General features: G+C 60.0%; 23 protein-coding genes and 4 pseudogenes. 13 read left to right on the forward strand and 14 right to left on the reverse strand.

The genetic code is table 11. The features are described from left to right. The 3 genes from F561_RS30115 to F561_RS29705 all read right to left on the reverse strand — a co-directional run. Positions 1–390, reverse strand: a 390-nt coding sequence (locus tag F561_RS30115) for a helix-turn-helix domain-containing protein (RefSeq protein ID WP_245556587.1), incomplete at its 3' end; no start/stop codon positions are given. Between the two features lie 255 nt (positions 391–645). Next, positions 646–846, reverse strand: coding sequence for a ParA family protein (locus tag F561_RS30585; protein ID WP_019011728.1), 201 nt, complete (start codon positions 844–846; stop codon positions 646–648). Between the two features lie 75 nt (positions 847–921). After that, positions 922–1548, reverse strand: coding sequence for a CGNR zinc finger domain-containing protein (locus F561_RS29705; protein ID WP_019011729.1), 627 nt, complete (start codon positions 1546–1548; stop codon positions 922–924). A gap of 111 nt (positions 1549–1659) precedes the next feature. Here F561_RS29705 and F561_RS29140 point away from each other — a divergent pair, with 111 nt between their 5' ends. Genes F561_RS29140 through F561_RS30590 form a run of 3 tightly spaced genes read left to right on the forward strand, consistent with a single transcriptional unit; the run spans position 1660 to position 3632 of the window. Next, a complete protein-coding gene (locus F561_RS29140; protein ID WP_157452029.1) occupies positions 1660–2103 on the forward strand; it encodes a DinB family protein in 444 nt (147 codons plus the stop codon). After that, positions 2100–3368 (forward strand): MFS transporter, encoded by a 1269-nt coding sequence (locus tag F561_RS0119905; RefSeq protein ID WP_019011731.1) that lies wholly within the window; start codon positions 2100–2102, stop codon positions 3366–3368. The genes F561_RS29140 and F561_RS0119905 overlap by 4 nt, the downstream gene beginning before the upstream one ends. Before the next feature lie 33 nt (positions 3369–3401). Then, a complete protein-coding gene (locus F561_RS30590) occupies positions 3402–3632 on the forward strand; it encodes a DUF4158 domain-containing protein (protein WP_083922568.1) in 231 nt (76 codons plus the stop codon). A 98-nt stretch (positions 3633–3730) separates the two neighbouring features. On the opposite strand, the gene F561_RS28150 is transcribed toward F561_RS30590, so the two are convergent. Next, positions 3731–3955 (reverse strand): transposase, encoded by a 225-nt coding sequence (locus tag F561_RS28150; protein ID WP_083922569.1) that lies wholly within the window; start codon positions 3953–3955, stop codon positions 3731–3733. A 376-nt stretch (positions 3956–4331) separates the two neighbouring features. Here F561_RS28150 and F561_RS29710 point away from each other — a divergent pair. After that, a pseudogene (locus F561_RS29710) lies at positions 4332–5028 on the forward strand (IS5 family transposase); the annotation flags it as partial. Positions 5029–5105: 77 nt separating this feature from the next. On the opposite strand, the gene F561_RS29150 reads toward F561_RS29710, so the two are convergent. The 3 genes from F561_RS29150 to F561_RS0119925 all read right to left on the reverse strand — a co-directional run bounded on the left by F561_RS29150 (position 5106) and on the right by F561_RS0119925 (position 7475). Continuing rightward, a complete protein-coding gene (locus tag F561_RS29150; RefSeq protein WP_157452030.1) occupies positions 5106–5423 on the reverse strand; it encodes a hypothetical protein in 318 nt (105 codons plus the stop codon). A 136-nt stretch (positions 5424–5559) separates the two neighbouring features. Continuing rightward, positions 5560–6165, reverse strand: a complete 606-nt coding sequence (locus F561_RS0119920; RefSeq protein ID WP_157452031.1) for a hypothetical protein — start codon at positions 6163–6165, stop codon at positions 5560–5562. Positions 6166–6725: 560 nt separating this feature from the next. After that, the gene (locus F561_RS0119925) at positions 6726–7475 is read right to left on the reverse strand and encodes an MBL fold metallo-hydrolase (RefSeq protein WP_019011734.1); all 750 of its coding nucleotides are present in this window, start codon (positions 7473–7475) and stop codon (positions 6726–6728) included. Positions 7476–7900: 425 nt separating this feature from the next. Between F561_RS0119925 and F561_RS0119930 the strand changes: the two genes are divergently transcribed. After that, a complete protein-coding gene (locus F561_RS0119930; protein ID WP_157452032.1) occupies positions 7901–8635 on the forward strand; it encodes a hypothetical protein in 735 nt (244 codons plus the stop codon). Here the strand turns inward: F561_RS0119930 and F561_RS0119935 are convergent. Then, positions 8625–8948 carry a hypothetical protein gene (locus F561_RS0119935; RefSeq protein WP_157452033.1) on the reverse strand — a complete coding sequence of 108 codons (324 nt, stop codon included), beginning with the start codon at positions 8946–8948 and terminating at the stop codon, positions 8625–8627. The two genes, F561_RS0119930 and F561_RS0119935, sit on opposite strands and share 11 nt — an antisense overlap. 317 nt (positions 8949–9265) lie before the next feature. Between F561_RS0119935 and F561_RS28155 the strand changes: the two genes are divergently transcribed. Continuing rightward, the gene (locus F561_RS28155) at positions 9266–11593 is read left to right on the forward strand and encodes a uracil-DNA glycosylase (protein WP_019011737.1); all 2328 of its coding nucleotides are present in this window, start codon (positions 9266–9268) and stop codon (positions 11591–11593) included. A 353-nt stretch (positions 11594–11946) separates the two neighbouring features. On the opposite strand, the gene F561_RS0119945 is transcribed toward F561_RS28155, so the two are convergent. From F561_RS0119945 to F561_RS30120, 3 genes and pseudogenes are all read right to left on the reverse strand, one after another. Further along, positions 11947–12783 (reverse strand): SDR family NAD(P)-dependent oxidoreductase, encoded by an 837-nt coding sequence (locus F561_RS0119945; RefSeq protein ID WP_019011738.1) that lies wholly within the window; start codon positions 12781–12783, stop codon positions 11947–11949. 178 nt (positions 12784–12961) lie between these two features. Beyond that, complete coding sequence (locus F561_RS0119950) at positions 12962–13309, reverse strand: hypothetical protein (protein ID WP_019011739.1); 348 nt, start codon at positions 13307–13309, stop codon at positions 12962–12964. 230 nt (positions 13310–13539) lie between these two features. After that, positions 13540–13725 (reverse strand): annotated as a pseudogene (locus F561_RS30120) (hypothetical protein); the annotation flags it as partial. Positions 13726–13821: 96 nt separating this feature from the next. Here F561_RS30120 and F561_RS0119955 point away from each other — a divergent pair. After that, positions 13822–14487, forward strand: coding sequence for a hypothetical protein (locus tag F561_RS0119955; protein ID WP_245556589.1), 666 nt, complete (start codon positions 13822–13824; stop codon positions 14485–14487). Positions 14488–14848: 361 nt separating this feature from the next. Here the strand turns inward: F561_RS0119955 and soxR are convergent, their stop codons facing one another. Beyond that, a complete protein-coding gene (gene soxR, locus F561_RS0119965; RefSeq protein ID WP_026299097.1) occupies positions 14849–15304 on the reverse strand; it encodes a redox-sensitive transcriptional activator SoxR in 456 nt (151 codons plus the stop codon). Positions 15305–15455: 151 nt separating this feature from the next. Here soxR and F561_RS0119970 point away from each other — a divergent pair, with 151 nt between their 5' ends. Next, positions 15456–16124, forward strand: a complete 669-nt coding sequence (locus F561_RS0119970) for a VOC family protein (RefSeq protein ID WP_019011743.1) — start codon at positions 15456–15458, stop codon at positions 16122–16124. Then, the gene (locus tag F561_RS0119975) at positions 16121–16531 is read left to right on the forward strand and encodes a VOC family protein (protein ID WP_019011744.1); all 411 of its coding nucleotides are present in this window, start codon (positions 16121–16123) and stop codon (positions 16529–16531) included. Before F561_RS0119970 ends, F561_RS0119975 begins: the two co-directional genes overlap by 4 nt. A 123-nt stretch (positions 16532–16654) precedes the next feature. Here F561_RS0119975 and F561_RS0119980 read toward each other — a convergent pair whose 3' ends face one another. Further along, on the reverse strand, positions 16655–17092 hold the full coding sequence (locus tag F561_RS0119980; RefSeq protein ID WP_019011745.1) for a DoxX family protein: 438 nt from the start codon (positions 17090–17092) through the stop codon (positions 16655–16657). 967 nt (positions 17093–18059) lie between these two features. Between F561_RS0119980 and F561_RS26175 the strand changes: the two are divergent. The 4 genes and pseudogenes from F561_RS26175 to F561_RS26180 form a co-directional block, all read left to right on the forward strand. Then, a pseudogene (locus F561_RS26175) lies at positions 18060–18440 on the forward strand (IS701 family transposase); the annotation flags it as partial. Between the two features lie 30 nt (positions 18441–18470). Next, positions 18471–19025 (forward strand): helix-turn-helix domain-containing protein, encoded by a 555-nt coding sequence (locus tag F561_RS29155; protein ID WP_245556590.1) that lies wholly within the window; start codon positions 18471–18473, stop codon positions 19023–19025. A 41-nt stretch (positions 19026–19066) separates the two neighbouring features. Continuing rightward, complete coding sequence (locus F561_RS28160; protein WP_245556591.1) at positions 19067–19819, forward strand: transposase; 753 nt, start codon at positions 19067–19069, stop codon at positions 19817–19819. Between the two features lie 4 nt (positions 19820–19823). Further along, positions 19824–20540: pseudogene (locus F561_RS26180) on the forward strand (transposase); the annotation flags it as partial. A 582-nt stretch (positions 20541–21122) separates the two neighbouring features. On the opposite strand, the gene F561_RS26185 reads toward F561_RS26180, so the two are convergent. Further along, complete coding sequence (locus F561_RS26185) at positions 21123–21401, reverse strand: helix-turn-helix domain-containing protein (RefSeq protein WP_019011750.1); 279 nt, start codon at positions 21399–21401, stop codon at positions 21123–21125. Positions 21402–21440 lie beyond the last annotated feature (39 nt).

Genomic DNA, 21440 nt, shown 5'->3' on the forward strand with positions numbered 1-21440 from the left:
GCCACCACTCCGTGTCGCAGCGTTGCGTCGGACCTCACGCGAAATCGTGGATGCCGCCCGCCCCAGTTGGCGGGCAATCTCACGGATGCCGAGGTGTTGCGCCCGGGAGAGTGCGATCTCTTCGCGCTCTGCAAACGACAAACAGCGCCCAGAAAGGGGGGTTGACCGTGGGCCTAACGTTGTTGGTGGCATGCCGCCCGCCTCCCGGAACCAGCGCGCCCCGACGGCTGGCGAGATTCCTGCGCCAGTCGCAGCACGTTCACTCGACCCCCCTGCGGCGATCAACGCCCAGAATCGCTGCTGGTCTTCTCGCCGTGCCGCTCTTGGCCGTCCTGGTGAGCGCAGTTTACTCCGTCCAGATCGATCTGACTGCCGTTTGATTGGCTTCATCACAACCCCCTCAGTTGAGGTGTTGCGACCACCACTTGAATCCACCCGATGGTAATCCGATGAATTTTCGGCTCGCTGATCTCGGAGCTCACAAACCGAGGATTTCCACTCTTACTTTTTCGCACTAACCTCTCTTAGTTTGAAAAACTCCTTCAAACAGTCTCTTCGTGCTCCGCCAAATGTCTCCCAACCGAAAGTCCTGACCCAGGATCACCCGCAACGCAGTAAGCAAGAAGGAGTTCCTTTGATTGGCCTTCAGTGCAAACCATTCAGCGGCAAGCCGGTCAAAGCCATCCGGTCTACCGAGTCCGGCAGGTCAGCCCCTTCAACCGCGACGAGGTTAGCCATGCCCGGCACCTGCACGCCTGTAATGCCCAACCAGCCGGTGAGGTTGGCCTGCGGATCGAGGTCAATGAGCAACACCCGCGCCCCGACACTGGCGAGTTCGGCCCCCACGTCGCGGGTCAGCGAAGTCTTGCCGACGCTCGATCATATGTCCTCTCGCAACGCCACCTTACGTAGGCTGGGCTTTTACGGGTTCTCTCGTGAACGGTCGGCGGTCGCGCGATGGCGCTGGGCTTTGGCCCGGTTTCCACAGTCCTTCATGCTGCACCAGCGGCGGCGACCCGCTTTACTGACATCGAGAAAGAGCCAACCACATCCCCGGTCATCGGCACACTCCCCCACCCTGTGGCGCAGGTCGGAAGTCAAGAGGTCGGCAGCATCGAGCGCGACAGGCCACCAGACGCGCCTCAGGTCTGGGACTTCATCCCAGACCCAACGGAAGTCCCTCCCGTCATTCTGGAGGTGCTGGTGTCGGGCGGCCTCCAATCTGGCCTGGGTCAGGGTTTCTAGGTCGGTCGCTGTGGGCTGGCGGTCATAACTCACAGCACTGAACACCCGGTAGATGGCCTCGCGCAGTTCACGTGCCCGCGCAAGGGTCACTTCCGCCTGATCGGAGTGGACTTCCGCATACTCAGCCAACTGTCGGCGAGTTTGGGCGTCCAGCAATTGGGCATCCTCTCCCCACTTCAACAGGTCAGCCACGGTGTTCAGGCGTTCTTCAGGGTGCTCGCTGGAGTGCCAGTCCATCGTGTTGGCGAAATCCAGGCACAGCCGCTCCGCCAGGAACGCGAACAAGGTGGTGGAGGCCTTCATGCAGGCAGTTTAACCCGGTAACCCCTTCAGACTGGATCAGCGGTTGCTTTGCTCGGAAATATTGTATCCTTTAAAAACATTTTAAAGGGTTACGACCTTAGGAGGTTCCGTATGGCCGAGCAAGCAAACGCTGTCACACATGTTCTCGCCAAGCAGATACACACCGTCTATCTCGAAGATGACTGGTTCAAGGGCCTGCTCCTACACGTCGAGGGTGTCAGTACTGAACACGCCTCCCGTCCCAACCCTGGAGGCACTTCGAGTGCAGCAGGCCAGATCGGACATGTCCTGTACTGGCTGAGACTGGCAAGGCGTGATCTGGTCGGGGAGCAGATGGACGGCGACCAGGACGCCTCCTTCACGCACATGCAGGTCAACAATGAAGATTGGAACGCACTTAGAACGGAACGGAAAGCTGAGGTGTCGAGTTTCCACCATGACATTGGGCGTGTTGACGAGTGGAACCAGAAGAAGCTCACCATCGTCCTGAACCAGCTCACGCATGCGGCCTACCACGCCGGTTCCGTCGTCCAGATTCTCAAGGCCACCGCGTGACCACTGAAGAGCAGGTCAGTCGAGGATTATGGATTGACCCGAACTTCCTGAAACTCTGGGGGAGCGAAACGATTTCGCTTTTCGGCTCGGCCATCACCTCGCTGGCCCTGCCGCTGCTGGCCGTCCAGCTCCTGAACGCAACTCCTGCCCAGATGGGGTATCTCGGGGCGGCGCAATTCCTCCCGTTTCTTTTGCTCTCGTTGCCCCTGGGCGTGTGGGTAGATCGCCGCCGCCGCCGACCACTGCTCGTGCTGGCAAATCTGGGGCGCGCCCTCCTGCTGGCCCTGATTCCATTGGGGGCAATGCTCGGCTGGCTGCGAATGGAAGTTATCTACCCCATCGCCTTCTTCGTGGGAACGTGCGATGCTCTGTTTCACCTGGCTTACTCATCCTACCTGCCCGGTCTGGTTGGTCAGCACCACCTAGTCGAGGGCAACAGCAAGTTGCAGGCGAGCGCCTCAGTGGCCGAAATCGCCGGACCTGGACTGGCAGGTGTGTTGGTGGGTTGGTTGGGCGCTCCAGTGGCGATCGCCGTGGACGTCACCTCTTACCTGCTCAGCGCCCTAGGAATCGGCACCATCCGGCATGTTGAGATCTCGCTAGGACACAGCAGGCAGAAGGTCAATCTCATCAGAGAAATCAAGGAAGGTTTACAACTCATCTTCCGTCATCCGATGCTCCGCATTATGGCAGTGGAGGCCGCAACTTTTAACGGCGGTGCTCAGGCACTCTCCACCCTGCTGGTGCTGTACGCCACCCGCGAACTTCATCTGAGTGCAGACAGGATTGGGTTGATTTATGGCGTGGCGGGCGTGGGGGCCTTGATCGGCTCCATGGTGGCGGGGCCACTGGCTCGCCGCATCGGTTTTGGGCGGGCCCTGGTGAGCACGGCTGCCTTGGCATGCATCCCCCCGCTGCTGGTGCCGGCGGCCCAAAGCGCTCCGGGATTCACGTTGCCTGTGCTGATGACGGCCTTCTTTCTGGAAGGGATGGGCTTGGCCGCTTCATCCATTCACTTCCTCAGCCTGCGTCAGGCGCTCTCTCCAGTCACTTTACTCGGCAGGATGACCGCCAGTTACCGAACGCTCACCTACGGCATTGTACCGCTCGGCGCCCTCTTTTTCGGCTTCCTGGGGGAGAGGGTAGGGGTGCGAACTGCCCTGTGGATTGGCACGGGGCTGATGTCCGTGGCCTGGCTCTGGGTGCGTTTCTCGCCCGTCTGGCGCTTGGAAGAGTTGCCGCAGTCCCCTGCGATACACGCTTGACTGCAAAAACAGTGATCCCACTCCTCGGTGTGAATGCGTTTAAACATCAGGACAGTCTTCCACTGGGCGGTAACTTCTCCGTCGCTGGTTCAAATTGTGCCCGTTGAATTTCTCTCCGACGAGCAGGCCGCCCGTAACGGGCGGTTTGCTGCTGACCCCACGCCTAAGCATTTGGCCCGCTACTTCTTCCTGAGCGAAGCCAACCTTGCCCTGATCACCGAGTGCCGCCGTGACCACAACAAGCGTTGCACACGGCCGCGATAAGATTCACGCGTAAGGGAAAGCGCCGTCTTCGGTGACGGTACACGTCCTTCATGAGCTTGCCTCGGTTTCGCGGCTCTTCCGCACTCCCGGTGCAGGCCTTAGGCCGCGAGTAAAACTCGCCTCCGAAGAAGTTCAAACGATTCTCGCCCGTACATCTGGCGCTTTACCAGCTTGATTCGGTTGACAATACCCTCTGCCTTGCCGTTACTCCAAGGCAAGGTTACGGCCGTCAACAATGCGGCCCGTTCTCGCGTCAACCCGACAGCGAAGGTGCGCACATCTCGAAATCCACTCTCCCTCGCGGCCCTCAGCCATGCGTTCAGATCGGCTTCTGTCCCCTATGCCACTGGGTGCATCGGCAGAGCCAGTATTTTGATTTTGTCTGGGGTGCCATGTGGCCTATCAGCAGTTTTCGGCCACACCATCTCACTCAACTTCTCCGCTTTTTCTGCTCCAATGTACACCCGAAGTTCTGCCGTTTGACCTTCCCCGATCAGGCGATCACACATGCGCCTGACGGTGGCGTAGTTGTACCCTGTGAACCGAACCAGAGCAATGAAAGTCTCAGTGGAACGGCTAAAGTGCGTATGTTAACGTCTCGAAGCTTTGCTGGACGCATTTTTCATTTTAATGTGGGGCATGGCGGGGAGTAAATACAGCTCTGATCTGACCGACCGCGAATGGGATTGACTTGAACCATTGCTGCCTGGCCCCAGTGCGACGGGGCGCAAGCGGATCCATTCGCAACGGGTATTGATTCATGCCATGCTGTCCGTCCTGAAGACGGGGTGTGCTTGGCCGCTCTTGCCTTTGAAGGTTCCGCCTTGGACAACCGTGTACGCTCAGTACCGCAGATGGCGGATTTGCGGTGTGCTGAAGCACGTCCATGACGTGCTCCGAGAACGAGTCCGCATCGCCGCTGGGCGAGACGTTCAGCCCACCGCGGGGATCATCAACCGTCAGAGTGCGAAAACGACCGAAGCGGGTGGCATCCGGGGATTCGACGGGGCCAAGAAGGTGAACGGACGCAAACGGCACATCCTCGTCGATACGCTGGGCCTCATTCTCAACGTCGTAGTGCACTCCGCAGACATCCAAGATCGTGAAGGGGGCAAACTCGTTCTCGACGGGATGAAACAGACCTACCCAAAGCTGGAGAAGGTGTGGACTGACCAGGGCTATACGGGCGGATTTCTCAAGTGGGCCAAAGACCATTCAGGGGTAGTGGTGGAAGTCGTGTATCCCTGGTGGCGGCAGGCCAAATGGGACCTGCCAGACCTCGTTGAGGAGGTAGATCCGCAGCAAGACGTTTCACGTCTTGCCCCGACGTTGGGTGGTGGGGCGTACCTTCGCATGGTTGGGGAAGTGGCGCCGCTTGTCAAAAGACGACGAAGCGTGACCTGAGACCACAGAAATGTTGGTGTACCTGACGATGATTCGCTTGATGCTGCGGAGGTGAGGGCGCGATCCTCCTCAGTCACCGTCGAGATGAAAACGTTCAAGAATCCAGGCGGAAGAGCTGCCCATGAATGGGTTGAGTTGATCCCGAAAGAGAGCCTGTAAATCACTTTGAACCCGCACAAGCTCACTGTGCAGGTAGATCAGCTGTTGTGGGTTTTGAAGACGTTGTTTTAATTTTTTTTCAATGGCCATGAGGGGCGCAGCCAGTCGGTCTGCTTCCTCACGGATCCAAGGCGTGGCTTGAGGCGTGCCCCGAATTCGGAGTCGAAGCCCTCGTACGCGTTGGTAGAGGAAGATCAAGTCCGCTTCCGTGATCTCTGGTTGTGTCACGTTGATAGCCCCGTCTTAAAGAGTGATGAATCAGAGCGTTCACTGAGTGGAAATACGTTAACACACGCACTTTAGCCCCAACGCGCTCGTGTTCAGGCTCGGCAGCCGGAGACGATCAACCTTCTTTGCCAAGCGGTCACCCGTAGGTCGGAGCGTTGCTGGTCACGATCCAGAGTTGCCAGCGCTGCGCTCCTGGATCCAGCGGGGTCTTCTGGGGATCGCTGAGGTCATACAGCAGGGCGTCCAGAGGCATGGGCAACGTGTCTGGGGTCAAGCGGGCAAAGAATTCTGGCTGGCAGTCCACGGGATACACCGCGTGGGTGTAAGACAGGTAACTCTCCTCGCAGTCCAGCTGCAATTCGGTGCGTAGCACGTCCTGATAGCGCCGCACGTCGCTGAGCCGCATCCCGCCCTGCGCCGCCTCAGACGGCAGGCGTTTCTGAACGTCGTGGATGCGCCGCGCCAGTCCGGCGTGCAGCGGCAGTTCCAGACCGACCAGCCGCCGAAGCTGTTCATGGCGTCCGCCGCAGAGGTGGTGGTAGGTGCGCCACTTGCGCGGTGCTGGCGCGGCGGCCTGAAGCCACTCGCGGGTCCGCACGCCGAGGAGGAGGTGCGGCAGACTGAGATCCAGCGTTTCGGTGTGCAGGGGATCGGGCATCCGCTGTGGGTTCCGGCGAGCCGGAGCAGGCGAGTCTGCCGGATCTCTGGCCAGGTCACGCACGGTGTGTCTGGAACTGGTCAACGGCCGCTTCTCTGGGTGAGGGCATCAGGGAAGATCATGTTCTCTAGTGTACGGGCACGGTGCTCACCGCGGTATCACAGTGGGAGCATGCCTGCTGAGCCCAGCCTCCACCTGCAGATCAGGCCCGGGAACCGTGGAGGGCCATCACATCCGCGAGCTGCTCATGCGGGAGGCGTCTGGGCGGGCCTGAGGCAAAGGTCACTTCCAGTGAACCTTGATGACGCAGTCGTTGACGCTATGTTCGGACGGTGCTGGAACCCACACCGCACAGCTCAGCGAGCTGTGCGGAACAGAGCTTGTCCTCTCGGATGTCGGGGTCTGCGAACAGACGCCGTTCCTCCAGTTGGGGACGGGTCGGTCTTTCAGGTCGCCAAATCTGTGGCATACCCGCAGGTTAAGCTGTTCCCAAATTACGCAGGTATCAATAAGAGGAAAACGGCGGCGGTTGAGTTTCCGGTCCGTCACCGTTCCCCCGCCGGTTGTGTGGCCTGAGCTTGGTCTGCGGCAGACTAAGAGCAGGGGTGACAGCTTTTTTGGAAGTCGGCCCCTGCTTCCGGCCGTCAGCTTTGTGCCGCCATCTCCGTTGCTACCCGCCTGAGCTGCGCGCCCGCGTCCTCATGCACTACGTCGCCGTGGTAGGTCACGATGGTTTGCACATCCAGTTCGGTTAATTTCTCCACGGATCGGGCCGCCGTTGCCCAGTCTGCCGTTACAGCCGGGTGAGGTTGGCTGAGGCGGCCTGCACGCGAACCCAGAGTGTCGACAGCGATCAGCGTCTTCGTGCGCTCCAAGTACAGGCTCATGTGCCCGTAAGTGTGACCGGGCGTCATGACCACCCGCACGCCCCCAGCCAGCGGCAACACCTCGCCGTCTTGGAGGGCGCGGTTCACCTTGGCCTTGACGTGCGGCATTGCCAGCAGGGCGCGGATGTGGGGCGGCGTCTGGGGATCAGCCAATAGCTCAGCGGTCTTTTCCTGCGGCGGCATCTTCTGCGGCCATTCCTTGCCCTGAATAAAGGGAATCTCCCGGGTGGGGGCCCAGACCGGCGCGCCACTGGCTTCCACGACTGCAGGGAGGCTCCCGATGTGATCCAAGTCGTGGTGCGTGATGATGACCTGTTTGATGTCTTTCATAGACACTCCAACCTCGGCCAGCGCCTGCTCAATTGCGCCTTCCATCCCGGGAAAGCCAGTATCCACCAACGTATGCCCGGCCTCTCCATCCAGAATCACGATGGGATGAATCACTGTTGGAGTGCCCATCATGTCCACTTTCAGTTCCAGCACCAGGAGATCGTTGCTGAGTTTCATGCGGGAGTATGGCACCGAAAGAACGGTGCACGTGATGCCGAACGGTTCGAGGTGGGGGGTGATATTGCAAGGCCCTTCACAAAACCTTAGCAAGATCAGACGACGGTAGCCACCAACATGGCCAGTGCCAACACAGCACGAATCCATAATCCCAAGACCTCAATGAAGAAGGCCATTAGGAAGGCGACATTGCCAGTTCGATTTACCCGATCTAACGCGGGAGGGAAGCAGCAGAGGATTCTTCTGCGTCCTTGGCTAGGACTTGGTGAATTGCATCGATGTCGGTGAGGACCAGCCGTTCTGCAGACTGCTGATCTAAAGCTTCGGGAAGGGGTGGTGGGTTGCTTGGGCTCTCGACTTCAGTGGTAGGGCTGGGGCTGCCCAGATGGCCTATCTGCTGGGCGAAGATGGGGGGAGAAAAAAGTTTGCAAGTGATCGCCCGCCGCCCCTCCTTCGTCAGCAGCGTGACCTTCACTGAACTGGAAGGCAAATTGGTGGGGCGTGGGGACTTCACCCCACGGCAAGTGCAGGCGGCCTTGGATCCCTTGTTGTCCTTGGTTTCCGAGGTGCCTTTTGATCAGCAGTGCCGTCCCAGAGCCGCCTTTTACATTGAATCCAGCAAAACGTGCATGAGCGCAATTATGGGCGCCGTGTTCCTCAGTCCAGCGGTTACAGCGACCGCCATGAACCGTCTGGCTCTGGTAGCTTTGTTGCTCTTCGCCCCTCTGGTCTTATCGGCGTACGGCAACTGTGCGGATTCAGGGCTGTGCCGGATTACGCCAGCGAAAGGTACGGCGACCGCTTACAGTCCTACGGCCAGTGACGTGCTGGGCACCTCCACCCGTGTGCCTTTGGAGATCAATCTGATTTCCCTGCCGAAATCGGCCCGGCTAAAGCTGGGCACTGGGAATGCAGAGGCCAAGGCGAGCGGCCCCCTGGTTTTGGCGGTCTTTGACAGCGGCCGGGTCAGGGTCAGTTGGGACGGGGTGCCGTTTGAGCCGCGGGAGGGCTTCTTGACCGTCACGGTGGCTCCGGACGCCACCCTCACTGGACACGACCCCTTCAACAGCTATTCCACAACCATGCAGACGTATATCCAGTCGGTTACAGCTGTACAGAGGGCGGGCAGCGTAACGCACGGCATTCTGGTCAACCGCTGACGGTTGAGTCGCCGCTCTGATAGAGCCAGTTCGCGTCGGCCAGCTTGAAGGCTAAGGGTAAGGCGTCGTCCAGCCACCACGACCAGAAGGCCGCCAAGCGTTCGGGGTGATAGGCCGAGGTCTCCAGACCGCAGGCAGAGGCCTGCCTCAGCGTGGGCTTTCGGTTGCCATAAAAAACCCGCCCAAGGGACGGGGCGCTGTGGCAGATGGGGAGGCCTGCTCCCGCCGAAGCGTGCCACAAGCGTAGCAAGGGCCAGCCAGAGATGTCGGGAAGGAACCCACATCCTCCCTTGAGGGTCTGAAGAGCCGCCAATCTCAGTCGCTCCAATGAAGACCCGGCTCCATCACTGTCAGGTGGTCAGGCCGCGCAGAATCAACGCCCTGCTCGGCGGTCATAGAGCAGGATCACCAATAGCTGTCTGTCCTCACTGATTTGAAGCTCCAGATCTCTACATCCAGACAGTTCCTCACGCTCCATCACGATGATCAGTATTCCGCTCGATGTTGTCTGAAACTGTCTGCCAGTGGATGTGGCCAGACCGGATGGCACGCGGTGTGGCAAAGGCCAGTCCATTTTTCTCTAGCCCATCATCCAGTTGGTCGGCAGGCTGCACCCTACAGTGGCTGCCGATGTCCGCCTCCCACGCTCCGCTTCAGGTGGTCTGGTTCAAGAAAGACCTGCGCCTCCACGACCACCAGCCCCTCCTGGAAGCGGCAGCCCGTGGCCCGGTGCTGCCCCTGTACCTGTACGAACCCGAGCAACTTCAGCACCCTGAATTCGGCGGCCACCACCTGCACTACCTCAATGAATGCCTGACTGAACTGGATCAGGCTTTGCAAGCCTTGGGCGTGTCCCTGGTCTGCCGGGTGGGAGAGGCCGTGGACGTCTTGAATGCGCTGCATGCTGAGGTCGGCATTGGTGCGCTCTGGGCCCACGAGGAGACCGGCAACGGCGTCAGTTACGCCCGGGACCGCCGCGTCCGGGCCTGGTGCCGTGCCCGCGGTGTCCCGTTCACTGAACTGCCGCAGAATGGAGTGGTGCGCCGCCTTCAGAGCCGAGACGGCTGGGCGGACCTCTGGGAAGAACGGATGGGGGCTTCCACCCTGAGACCACCAGCGAAGCTTACGGGGGCCTCGGTGTTTTCCTCGGGTCTGCGGGGTCACACCGACCTGCAGGTGTCCCCCAACCACAAACGCCAGCCCTCTGGTGGACGCCTGGCTGCCGAGCGCACCCTGAGCAGCTTCCTCACGGTGCGCGGGGTGGACTATATGCGGGAGATGAGCAGTCCCCTCACCGCCGAGGACAGCTGCTCCCGGCTGAGTGCGCCCCTGGCGTTCGGCACGGTCAGTCTGCGTGAAGTGGTGCAGGCGACCCGCCAACGGCTGGCGGCAGTAAAGGGCGACCCCCGGGCCGACCCGCGTTGGGTGCGCTCCCTACGCTCCTTCGAGAGCCGGCTGCACTGGCACTGCCACTTCATGCAGCGCCTGGAAACCGAACCCGCCATGGAGTTCCGCAACCTCAACCGCGCCTTCGATGATCTGCGCCCCGACTGGTCTCAGGACTCCTTTGACCGCTGGGCCGCTGGACAGACCGGCTATCCCCTTCAGGACGCCTGTATGCGGATGCTGGCCGAGACGGGCTGGCTGAACTTCCGGATGCGGGCCATGACGATCTCCTTTTCCAGTCAACTGCTGTGGCTGCACTGGCGTGTCCCAGGGGAGTACCTGGCCCACCACTGGCTCGACAACGAGCCGGGCATCCACTGGGCCCAGGTGCAGATGCAGAGCAGCACGGTGGGCATCAACCGGGTGCGGATCTACAACCCGACCAAACAGGCCCGCGATCAGGATCCGACCGGGGAATTCATCCGGCGCTGGGTGCCGGAACTGGCCGAGGTGCCGACCGACTTCATTCACGCCCCCTGGACGTGGAGTGGAGCGGGCCGCCTGAAGTATCCGGGGCCGATCGTGAATGCGGAACAGGCCATGCGGGCGGCCAAGGCCAAGATCATGGCCGTGCGCCAGACCGCCTTCTTTGAGGCGGAAGCCCGGCGCGTGTATGAGGTGCACGGCAGCCGGAAGAAGGCCGTGATGCGGGCGGAGCGGCGGGCCAACGGGCTTCCAGAGAAACCCGTGCGACCCGTTCGGCGTCCTCAGGCGGTGCTGGAGATGGCAGGACAACCCAGCCTGTTTGAAGGGCAAGCCGCCGCCATTTCTCCCATCGTGCCCGCCGGACTCCCCGAGTCTTGGCGTGAAGCCCTCGCCACCGAATTCGCCGCCCCTTCGTTTCATCACCTCAAAGATTTCCTGATCGACGAACGCCGGACCCACCCGGTCTACCCGCCCGCACCAGATGTGTTTAATGCTTTGCGCTGGACGCCGCTGGAGCGGGTCAAGGTCTTGATTCTCGGACAAGATCCCTATCACGGCGCCGGGCAAGCGCATGGCCTGTCGTTCAGCGTGCGGCCTGGGGTGCGGGTGCCACCCAGTCTTCAGAACATCTTTCAGGAACTGCGAGACGACCTGCCGGGCTTCGTCCCGCCCCGGCACGGCGACCTCAGCACCTGGGCACGGCAAGGAGTGTTGCTGCTCAATGCGGTGCTGACGGTGCGGGCCGGGCAGCCGAACAGTCATGCCGGCATGGGCTGGGAACCGCTCACCGATGCGGTGATCCGGGCCGTGAATGCGCGGTCAGAGCGGGTGGTGTTCGTGCTGTGGGGGGCCTATGCCCGCAAGAAGGCGCGGCTGATCACCGGGCCGCAGCATGTGGTCATCGAATCGGGGCATCCCTCGCCGCTGAGTGTGGCCCACTTTGCCGGGACGCGGCCATTCTCGCGGGTGAATGTAGCCCTGGAGGACGCCGGACTCGCCCCAATCAACTGGCAGTTGCCGCTCACTCCAGAATCCAGCCGAACCGGGATGGAGCTTTCCTCAGTCAAAGGTTCTTCTGCTGGTTGAGGTTGACCACACTTGAAGTCCAGCGGCTTGAAGATTTTTCAGGAGATCATTTTTCATGTCAGCGATCATCCGCCCCTCAAAAGAGGAATTCACCCGCGTCTCGGCTGATGTGTAGTTGCACCACGACCTGGCCTGAGCAGAGTTGTGGTCGTCGTCCGACGTCCAGAAAATTCTGAAGTGTCCAGGTGCAGCTCAAGCGGGTGCAGCGCCCACGTACCTGGCTCGGGGACGGATCAATTGCCCCCGAGCCGCCGACTCGATGGCGTGCGCCACCTGAAGTTCAGGGAGATCCGCTGCCATCCAGAAAAGTCCTGAACCTCAGCGGCCAGCCCATCGCTACACTCAGGCCTGCTTCAGCGCGGCCCGTGGTTAAAGGTGGCGGTGCAGCCACCGTCTACCGTGACAATAGATCCGGTCATAAACGAACTGTCGTCAGAGGCCAGAAAGGCGACCACGCGGGCCACTTCATCCGCCTGTGCCTGCCGACCCAGGGGTTGCAGCGCCGCGTTGGCTTCACGCCGTGTCCGTGCGGCAGCTGCCTGCTCGGCTGGCAATCTGGCCACGCTGCCGCCCATATCGGTATCGATGTACCCCGGACAAACGGCATTGACGCGGATGCCCTGGGGTCCGTAGTCCACCGCAAGCTGCCGGGTCAGATTGACCAGTGCACCTTTAGAGGCACAGTACGCTGGCGCCCGCAACGCCCCGATCAGGCCATAGGTTGAAGCAATATTGATGATGGCCGCCTGGTGGCCGCTGGCAAGCAGATGCGGCATCGCTGCTTTCACGCACAGGAAGGGACCACGCACGTTGACCGCCATGACCCGGTCCCACAGCTCTATGTCCATCTCATGGGCCAGACTGGACCCCCCTGAAATTCCAGCATTGTTGACCAGGATATGCAGCGCACCGTATTCCTCAACGGTCTGTTCGATCAGGCGGGCCACCTGTGCGGGTTCCGAAACGTCACAGGCCACAAAAACAGCCTGACCACCTACAGTGCGGATCAGGGCAGCGGCGGCTTCGCCCGCCTCAAGTTGCATGTCGGACACCACCACCCGTGCCCCTGCCTGTGCCAGTGCCAGCGCCGTTGCGCGCCCGATGCCGCCAGCCGCCCCGGTCACCACTGCCACGCGTCCTGTCAACTTGCCGTGTTCACTCCTCTGGAGTTCTTTGTCAGGTAAAGGCATAGGGCCAATGTACACGTGCCGCAGGTCTCCTTCTGCTGCTTCACCCTTCAGGCAAAAAACTGTGCCTCAACCTGTTGTTGCTCTGACCCGCGAGTGGCGTGGATTCAGTCGCTGGACCGTACCGAAGATGGATCAGTTCAGCAAAGGGAGCAGTCCACCTGTCTCGACTGCACTGAGGTCACAGAGGCTTCATCGGTTTCATCGGTGTCATGGGTTCCATGGGCTTCATCCCCTGACCGTCCGGCACAGCCTTCAACTCGACCACCCCGTATTTGCCCAGGTCGGGGGCCTCGCCCAGCGACTGAATCTGATTGCCGTGCAGCGCGAAATACACGGGCGGGTTGGTCCGGAGTTCCACCACAACGCGGTCCTGGAGAAGGTGGACCTGAGGTGGAGCGGTCCAGGTGCCTGTTGTGGTGCCGGACGCCTGGGCCTGTCCCTGCTGCTCCAAAGAGATGAGGGTCTGCTCGCCTTGCTGCTCAAGCGTGAGGGTCCGGCCATCATCGAGCTGCGCCTGGTAAGCCATGTCTCAGCCTATCTGCTGGAGGTCGGAGGTTTGTGGGACTCAGCTTTATCAATGGATCAAGCGGGCTTGTAGGCGCTTCAAACGGCCCTCAAACCCCACAGAACCGGTGACTGGACGCTGATAGTTTTCTCCAGGCGTGAACGAAATGTGCAGAGCGTGTTGTATCCACACGGCATCCCAGGGAATCACCAAATCTGAGGCAAGTGGGGTACCTCATCGGTGGTGTTGCCTTAAATTGGGTTCAGGTGTGAGGAAGGCAGGGGTGACCACGTCTGGAACACTTGTTTCTGATTTCTTCTTCGGGGAGCGGCGGAAACGCTCGTTCGGGAATGATGGTGAAGGTTCGTGATGCGGGCATGCAATCCCAGGAATTCTTGAGCGCGTTTCCGTCGTCTGAATCCCTGCTGACTTCGCTCCATCAAAGACCACCGGGAATCCCGGCGGGGTTCCTGGCGACGCAGTGCGTCAGCGAACAGGGAACTCAATGGGATGCACCACTCGCGGAGGGTCTCGTGGCTGACCTCAATACAGATCAGGGGGGCGATCCAATGACAGAAATTTTAGTCGTCATGACCGATAATGAAGCCAGGAAGCAGATCGAAAGCTCCAGCCTGACGGAAAGCGAGAAACAGCTTCACCAGGCGTTTGTCGATCATTTTCCAGGAAGTCGCTTCTTTGCCAACACGCCAGAATTCATCAAAAGCTTTGAAGAGGACGAGAAAGTCAGCCTGCCCAAGTGGGCGGCCGAACATCTCACCACGCTCTCGGGCGCCTTCCCTGCAGAAGGAAGCCTACATTTTGCCTTCAGCTCTTTTCAGGAAGGATCCTCCTCACCGCTGAATGAGGAACTCGGTCACCTCTGGTTTTCTCTGGACTACATCGGATGGCCTTCCAATAAGCGTCAACAAAAAGTGCTGAAAAACGCCCGGAAAGGCATCAGTCTCTTTCCCATCGGTGCGGAAGTCACCGATGACGGGTATCAACTGGCGATCAATGTGGCTGGAGAGGATGACACCACCATTTATCAGTACCAAATCAACAGCCTGATGGCGAACGCCAGCACTGCAGAGGAGATCATGGCGAGTGTGTTCCCCGTGTTCCAGTCTCCGGGTGAGATGCTGAGCAAGGTGCGTGCCATCAGGCACGGCAAAAGCACCACCGAATCAACACAACCCTGACCGGGAGGCAATCTGTCGCCAGGAGGAGTGATCCAGTTGAGGCTCACGCATGCCGGTCGACCCACTTCATCCTCACAGCGCCACGATTGGATTGAGGTGGCCGCCGGAACGTCGTCGGGGTCGATGTTGCCGCCCGGAAGCAGGCACGGGGCACTTCAGCGGCTTGACGTGACCGCCGTTTCCAGGTCCATTCCGATTGCGACAAGATGGGCAATCAGCAGGGGTAATGAAAGGAAAACGCAGCGATCCATGCGCTCAGGAAGGCCATGAAGATCTTCCTCCCGTGAGGGCACGTCACGCATCAAGCGCGTCAGCCGATCTCCCTCCGCCTCTCGCACTGCAATGCCCGGTACCGCGTACTTCATCCAGCCCGCGTCCCCACCAGCGTATTTTTCCCCGGATGCCGCCCGCCATATTCATCGCCTGGATTGAAAAGGGCGCACCGCTCCAGTGACAGGCAACCGCACTGGATGCACCCGCCCAGATCGTCACGCAGCCGGGTCAGCGTCGCAATCCGGGTATCCAGTTCAGCACGCCAAGTCTCCGAGAGGCGTTCCCAATCCGCCGCTGTCGGCGTGCGTCCGGCAGGCAGTTCTGAGAGCGCGGCGCGAATGTCGGTCAGTGGGACGCCTACACGGGCGGCGGCACGGACAAAAGCCAGCCGCCGCACCGTGTCGCGCGGGTAGCGGCGCTGGTTGCCCGTCGTCCGGGTGCTGACGATCAGGCCCTCACGTTCATAGAAGTGCAGCGCAGAAACGCTCAGGCCGCTGCGTTCGGCCAATTGGGCAGGAGTCCAGTGGGAAGCGGGTCGAGACATCAGGCACCTCCGGGGGCTTGACCTCAACTTTACTTGAGGTTTTAAGCTGAGTGTCAATACCGCTGAGGAGAACCCATCAACCCGATCTTGAGCCTGTCCACCCACCGCCCCACCGAATGAAGACCGTCCGTTCACCCCCGAAAGGAGAGCCATGCATATCGAGAGCCTGACCCTGTTGACCGCTGATCTGGGCGTTCAACACGCCTTTTATACTGGAGTCCTTGGCCTGGAGACCGTGACGAGAACGCCCGACGGCGTGACCTTTCAGGCCGGACGAACCTTGCTTACTTTTCGTCCGCACGGTGCTCCTGGGCATTTTGCCCACCTGGCCTTCGACATTCCGCGCCAGCTGATGGACGGGGCCGAAACGTGGCTCCGGGCACGCGTGCCGCTGCTTGAAGATGCAGGGGGCACCAGCCGCTTTCCGCTGAGCGAGGGCTGGAACAGCGAGAGCCTGTATTTCGAGGACGCGGCCGGCAATGTCCTCGAATTTATCGCACGGCATGATCTGCCGAACGACCAGGCCCCTCCGTTCAGCCCCGGAAGCGTGCTGCATATCAGCGAGCTGGGCATCGTGGTGCCGGATGTCCCGGCAGCTGTGCTGGATCTGGAGCGCCGCTTCGGCCTCCTGACCTTCGATGGGCGGAGCGACACGTTCACGCCTGTCGGAGATCACCACGGCCTGCTGATCGTGGTGAGGGAAGGCCGGGGCTGGTTCCCCACTGGGCGGCCTGCTGTTCCAGCGCCGTTTGAGGTCACCTTCACTTGCAGCGGATCGACCCAGCGCTTCCACAGCAGCGGTGTCTTGGAGCGACCATGAACCCGCCCCTGCTGACCCCGGCCACCCACATCCGCCTGGCCCGACCCAGCCTGAACCTGCGTGCCGCCGAACACTTCTACACGGCGGGCCTGAACCTGAGCGTCCTGTACCACCACGACAGCGTGGGAGAAGAGGCGTCCCTGCTGATGCTGGGTTTGAAGGGCGCAGTCTGGCATCTGGAATTGACGCATCTGGCCGCACACTCAATCCTCCCCACCCCGACGGAAGACGACCTGCTGGTGCTGTATCTGGGGCGTCCGGTAGAGCCGTCTGTCATTCAGCACCTCACCGAGTGCGGCGGCAGGCACGTTCCGGCGTTCAATCCGTACTGGGATACGTATGGGGTGACCATCCAGGATCCCGACGGTTACCGCTTGGTGCTGTGTCACCGGCAGTGGACGATCTGAACACTCCCGCCTCTCCCGGCGGATGTTCCGTGGTGTCCTGCATGGCTGAAGTGAAACAGGCCTTGACGGGGCAGGTCCCTGAGCACAGCTTGGCCATTTCCCTGTGGTTGAAGCAGCGCAGGCCTAGCTCGCTGCACGGCGTCCTGCCCGCCAAGCCGCCCACGCCCCAGTGGACCACAGCGCCCAAGCCACCAGCAGCGGTTGAAAGAACAGGCGGATCAGCCGGGATTGGTCGGTGTTCAGGCCAAAGGCATCCGTTCGGGTCAGGTACTGCGAAATATTGCCCGGAAACACGGCCACGAAGAAAGCGGCCACCAGCGCGCCGACAGAGACACGGTGCCGTGGCAGCGCGATCAGCGCCGCGCCGAGAGCAAGTTCGACCACGCCCGAAGCCACCACCACGAAGTCTGGACCAAGAGGGAGCCAGGTGGGCACCTGTGCCTGAAACGCCTCACGCTGGGTGGTGAGGTGACCGGTGCCGGCCAGCAGCAAGGCGCCGCCCAGCAGCAGCCGTGCTGCATGTTGAACCCAAGAGACACGCGGAGAAAGGGAAGTTGACATGACATCTCCTTGATAACAGACAGGACGGGGTGAGAGAACTTGAGAACAGGGCCAGAGTTTTTGGGCAAATAAGGCCAACCTCAAAGCGTGAATTTACCCGAATCACCGATTCAGATCCCGGTATGGCCAGAGAACGACGCGGGCAGTGCCCAGGGTGATGCTGTTCAGGCAGTCGATGGAGCGTGGATTCGTCACTGGCGGCAGAGCATCGGCCTGAAGCAGCATGCAAATTGTGGCAGCCTTTGAGGGTAAACAGGGCGCCCCCAACGCGAGAGCCTATGCCGCCTGCGTTGAGGGCGTGACTTTCCACTGGCCGGCAAGCCACGCACCAGGGCCGCTGGTGCGTCAGAGGCGGAGTGCTTTGTTCAGTTGGTCGAATTAAGCCTTCTGCTCTCTATATGGTTGTCACCCTCTTACACCATCACCTTCGTTACGTCACCGCCACATCGGTGTTCAGGAAGGAGCGAAGTGCCTACGCAACCCCGGCGCTGAATCCAGTGTGTGGCCACCAGTGGTGTCTGATCGAAGACTCTAGGCAGACCTGTCGCTATTCCCGGATGATTTTCAGGGTAGTGCCACCAAGAGCAAGCTTCGACGTCATTAGTGGTATCACAGATTATTTGAGGAATAAAAATATCCAATTTCTTAACCGTACATAGCTTGGGATAACTCCCGTACTCTTCAACAGAAACTCAACTGCTTAGGGTAGAGCCATGGAAAGGAAGACAAGCCATAGCTGTATCTCCCGAAGAGGTCAACCGGTTCTCCCCTTTCCTCTCTTATGAATACACCCACTCCAGCCTAAGCCCGGCTGGAAGGAAGCTGAACGTTCTGAAGACAAAAAGGTGAAGGCAATTCAAGATCTTTCTAACCTTCATGGCTTGAACGAAGGTGTTCGGCTAAGCTGAACTCAGGAGTTGCACCTGCATAAAGACGGCGAAGCGCTCCCAGCAGAGAAAATCTGGGAGTGTCTACGTCACAGATTTTGAGGGAGCGCGTCCGCATTCTGGCAGATGAGTTCCTCGCCGTTCCACGCACGACCTACCAACAGCGCAGCCTCCAGGCTGCGCTGTTCATGTTCCTGGATACCGCGACCAAAACCGCGCTGCACCGGGCTGAACTGGTCAGCAAGAGTGCGCTGAGCCGACTGCTGAACGAATACACCTGGGACACAGACCAGGGTTGGACGATCCTACAGCGTGCCCAGTGGGACGCGTTGCACCTGGCGGCCAAAGGCAAACCCCGGCCGCTCCTGAGGCTGAGTGTCGATCTGACCAGCATCGAAAAGAAGGGCAGCACGCTGCCCTTTGTCCGGGTCTACAACGAGGTTCACGGCATACACCTAGTGGGTCACTTGGTGAAGGTGTAAGGTTTAAAGATGCCTCGTCGTCAGAAAAATCCGCTGCGCCCCCTCACGGATCAAGAGCGGCTGGAATTAGAGCGGGTCAGTCGATCACATCACGGTGCCGTGGTGGTGGTCGGGCGCGCCAAGGTGTTACTGGGCGTTGCCGCTGGTCTGCCCTATACCCAGGTGGCGCAAGAGGCGGGTCGAATCTCAGGGGATGGCGTGGCCCACTTGGTCGCGCGATTCAACCAACACGGTCTCAAGGCACTGGCCACACGTCCAAGTCGGCGTCCTCCCCGCACGTACGGTTCCGCTGAGCGGAACCGGATTCTCGATACGGCCCGTCGTCCACCGGATCGAGAACAGGACGGGACAGCGAGCTGGTCACTCTTGACGTTGCAACGGGTCTTGCGCCGTGAACCCGGCTTTGAGCAGCTCAGTACCTACACAATCCTGGGTGTGTTGCACGAAGCCGGCCTGACGTGGCAGCGTGACCGGACGTGGTGCGAGACCGGAGTGGCTCAGCGACGACGCAAGAGTGGCGTGGTCAAAGTGATTGACCCCAATGCTGAGGCGAAAAAAAGTTGATTGAACGCGCCTATCTTGAAGCTGAATAAGGCGGAATAGCGGTGTGGACGGAAGATGAAGCCGGCCCTTGTCAGACCATTCCTCACCTGGGATCCAGTTGGCAACCCCAAGGCGAACCGGCTCGTCAGTCTCACGAATACATTCGAGCGGGCACCGCCAAGTTATTGACCCTCTTCCATCCCGCCAGCGGAGTAGTCCGCGTTCAAGGCGTCACGCGCTGCACGAATGCCGTGCTGCATCCCTGGATGCAGCAGACCCTGACCGACATCCTGGCGAATCTGCCAGAGGCAAAGGTGGTATCCCCGGCAGAGAACCGAGCCATTTGGGAGCGTTGGCAGGAAGGACTGAGTGTGAAATGGACGCTGCAAGAGAATTTACCCCCCTTGCGGCTGTTGTTGGTGTTGGACAATCTGAGTGGACATAAGACGCCGAAACTGGTGCATTGGTTGATGGAACAGGGCATCATGCCGCTCTATACGCCCATCGCAGGCAGTTGGCTGAACATGCGGGCAGGCGTGCTCATGCGCGTCCGTTCTGCCCAAGAAGGCCGAGTCCATTCAACGCATCCTCGTTCGCCGCGCGTTGGCCGGGCAATGTCCGACCAGTCCGACACAAATTATCGAGTGGTTGGAAGCCACCGCACGAGGATGGAATCAGCACCCAACCCCCTTGATCTGGGGCGGCAAGCGACGAGCCCGCCGTCAGCGGGCTCGGACACAACGACATCCTCTGGGTGGTTCGGGTGCTTACACCCTACAGGTCATCCACTGAATCCTTATGTCTCAACCAAGTGACCCACTAGTGGTGTTGTATGCCGAATACGGTGCCGTGAAGTTCCCGATCGGCTACCGGGTGTACAAAGGCAAGGGGACGGCGACGCCCGTGACCCTGGCACGAGACCTGCTCCGGACGGTCCCCAAGGCGACCCGGCGTCGATTTCGCATCCGCGTCCTCGCCGACAGCGGATTTGAAGCCGCGGTCTTTCTGGACGAGGTCCGGCAACTCGGCTTTGAATTCGTGGTGGGGGTGCGCTCGACCCGGCGGACGATGCATCCCGGTGAGGTCACCGTGGCGGACTGTCCGCATGGGGGCTCTCTCGAGCTGAAGAACTGGCCCTACGACACGGTGGTTCTGGGTCGCATCGACCGTGGGGACCGCATCTTTCACGCCGTTTCGTCGGAGCTGCTGGAGGGTGATGAGGTCGTCGCAGAGGGGGCCAAACGCTGGAATGAGGAATCGTTTTTCAAGGAGGGCAAACATCAGTTTGGGTTGGCTCAGTTCGCATTGCGAACTGAGGTGGGACTGGATCGCTGGGTATTACTGGTGTTTCTGGCCTGGACGCTGGCCATCCTCCACCGAGAGGCAGGCATGACCCTAGAAGCATCTGCTGCCCTGGCCGTGATCATGGTGATGCCACTCGTCTACTTAAACTGGGTGCTCAAGACCTTTGGCAAAAACGTAGAGTTTCTCGGCCAGCACGGTTATTCACTCCACTATGCAAGGTGCAACTCCTGAGCTGAAGCCACCGCTGACGCTCCACAAAGAAATAGACACCAAATCCCACTTAGAGAGGTAGATTAAAGTCCATCCAGTCGGGATTCAGGCAAGGTACGGCGAAACGGAAATCAAGAGGACTTGAGGTTAGAGTTCAACCTCGACCAGGAAAAGGCGGTGGAGAAAAAACCCAGGCATGCGTCAGCATGTTCGGCCGTCTCCTTTGAACATGAACTACTTGAGAGGCAGGATTGAGGAGTGTCCCTCACTGTTAAACTTCCGCTTCAATGTCTATGCACATTGGCCTGTCTTACGTGCTACCTCGCCTGAGTTTAAGATCTGAACTATGTTGTTGACCCAGGAGATTCTACCCTCTGTAAGGCGAACTCATAGGAAGGTCAACAAGGGGCCTCGAAACGTTTTTGAGGGTTCTGGTACCTGTGGTTTCCCGGAGCATAAACCTAAATTTCAAGTTGGTGGAAGGAACCATCTCTGCCTCACAGAGAATTTTATTCCCTTGTAATATTTAGATGGCCGAAGACTTTTCAAGGTTAGCTCTTCAGCATTCAGACCGAGTGCACTGACTTGCTCACTCCGGCTCCTTTACCTGGGCTTGCTTTCGTTGTCCGGATCCCCTTCTGTCTCACTGAGGTTCATCTGGGCCTGATACGCCAAGAGATCTTCGCGGTATACCATCTGCCGGGATCCCGTGAAGTGGTGAGGCAGACTCCCCTCTTCGCTGAGCCGGATAAGTTCGGCTGGACTGACCTGTAGGAGTTGGGCCGCTTCCTGGAGGGTCAACTCCTCGGCTGGGGGTAGGGCTATCGGTTGCCTGGTCTTGAGGCGGAGCAGCAGGTCGTGGAGGAGTTCAGCGAGGTGCATGGAGATCACTCCAGTGGGATGGGCGAGGACGTCCCGGTT

The organism is Deinococcus aquatilis DSM 23025 (genome assembly GCF_000378445.1).
GTDB lineage: Bacteria > Deinococcota > Deinococci > Deinococcales > Deinococcaceae > Deinococcus > Deinococcus aquatilis.

Bases quoted from the DNA above. Each gene is read 5' to 3' on its own strand.
- F561_RS29705 (WP_019011729.1), bottom strand. From the start codon at position 1,548: ATGAAGGCCTCCACCACCTTGTTCGCGTTCCTGGCGGAGCGGCTGTGC.
- F561_RS29140 (WP_157452029.1), top strand. From the start codon at position 1,660: ATGGCCGAGCAAGCAAACGCTGTCACACATGTTCTCGCCAAGCAGATA.
- F561_RS30590 (WP_083922568.1), top strand. From the start codon at position 3,402: ATGCGTTTAAACATCAGGACAGTCTTCCACTGGGCGGTAACTTCTCCG.
- F561_RS0119925 (WP_019011734.1), bottom strand. From the start codon at position 7,475: ATGAAACTCAGCAACGATCTCCTGGTGCTGGAACTGAAAGTGGACATG.
- F561_RS28155 (WP_019011737.1), top strand. From the start codon at position 9,266: ATGTCCGCCTCCCACGCTCCGCTTCAGGTGGTCTGGTTCAAGAAAGAC.
- F561_RS0119945 (WP_019011738.1), bottom strand. From the start codon at position 12,783: ATGCCTTTACCTGACAAAGAACTCCAGAGGAGTGAACACGGCAAGTTG.
- F561_RS0119950 (WP_019011739.1), bottom strand. From the start codon at position 13,309: ATGGCTTACCAGGCGCAGCTCGATGATGGCCGGACCCTCACGCTTGAG.
- soxR (WP_026299097.1), bottom strand. From the start codon at position 15,304: ATGTCTCGACCCGCTTCCCACTGGACTCCTGCCCAATTGGCCGAACGC.
- F561_RS0119970 (WP_019011743.1), top strand. From the start codon at position 15,456: ATGCATATCGAGAGCCTGACCCTGTTGACCGCTGATCTGGGCGTTCAA.
- F561_RS0119975 (WP_019011744.1), top strand. From the start codon at position 16,121: ATGAACCCGCCCCTGCTGACCCCGGCCACCCACATCCGCCTGGCCCGA.
- F561_RS0119980 (WP_019011745.1), bottom strand. From the start codon at position 17,092: ATGTCAACTTCCCTTTCTCCGCGTGTCTCTTGGGTTCAACATGCAGCA.
- F561_RS29155 (WP_245556590.1), top strand. From the start codon at position 18,471: ATGCCTCGTCGTCAGAAAAATCCGCTGCGCCCCCTCACGGATCAAGAG.
- F561_RS26185 (WP_019011750.1), bottom strand. From the start codon at position 21,401: ATGCACCTCGCTGAACTCCTCCACGACCTGCTGCTCCGCCTCAAGACC.